This is a genomic window from Winogradskyella sp. SYSU M77433 (genome assembly GCF_029911945.1).
Lineage (GTDB): Bacteria > Bacteroidota > Bacteroidia > Flavobacteriales > Flavobacteriaceae > Winogradskyella.
In genome coordinates, this window is sequence record NZ_JARYTG010000033.1 from 1 (window position 1) to 846 (window position 846).

Annotated in this window: 1 protein-coding gene; it reads right to left on the reverse strand. The window is 36.5% G+C overall.

Going from position 1 to position 846, the window contains the following annotated elements; all coding sequences use genetic code 11:
- On the reverse strand, positions 1 to 846 hold an 846-nt coding region (locus tag QGM60_RS18140; protein WP_281141652.1), incomplete at both ends, for a hypothetical protein.

Consider the following 846-nt stretch of genomic DNA (forward strand, 5'->3'; position numbering starts at 1 on the left):
ACCTATACATGTAGGCATCGACTGATATCTAACTGCTGGTGTATAAGTTGATGAGGGCAAGTTATTAAACACATTAGATGTTTGCCATGGTCCCAAGCTACCATTTATACTATACTCTATAGTTCCACCACCATTATCCGTTGCATCTATCGTTATAGATCCCTCGTTTGAAGGACATGTTGGCTGAACTGAACTCGTAGTAGGCTCGATTGTTGGGGGGGGCGTTAAAAAAGATGGATCATATAATATAAATATTTTACCGTCACCTGCATCGCCAACACCTGACGTCCTATAAATTATTCTAAATCCATAAATATCATTGCCTGCACTTAAAAAGGATGTTAAAGGATAGATATTAGCATAAACATTCTGACCTCCTACATTGGTTGTTATACCTGTATCTATATAATTGGGTATATAAGCTATTCTGACAGGACCTATAACATCACCGTTTATATCCAGTGCCTGTATTCTATATTCATTGTTACCATTGCGCTCAGATATAAATAAATATCTATTTGATGCCGTTGATATAGGTGAATCATAGAATATATCAACATAATCCGATGCGGTTATTTGATTATCTGTAGACAGGTAATTTGTCAAGTCCCTATCTGAAAATGTGCTCAATAAAGCTGGTGTAAATATTTCTGGGCCATCCGTTATATCAGACACTATCGTTGGACCATCGTAAATATATTGGTTCGACACATCTTCATTAGTAAATGAATATTCTACCAAGGTAGGAACATAAAAACCTGTAAATGGATTTGGCTCACCTACTACCGATATAGAATTCAATATAGCCCCTGTTGAGCTATCTGTACCTGTTATGTCGAATGTAAC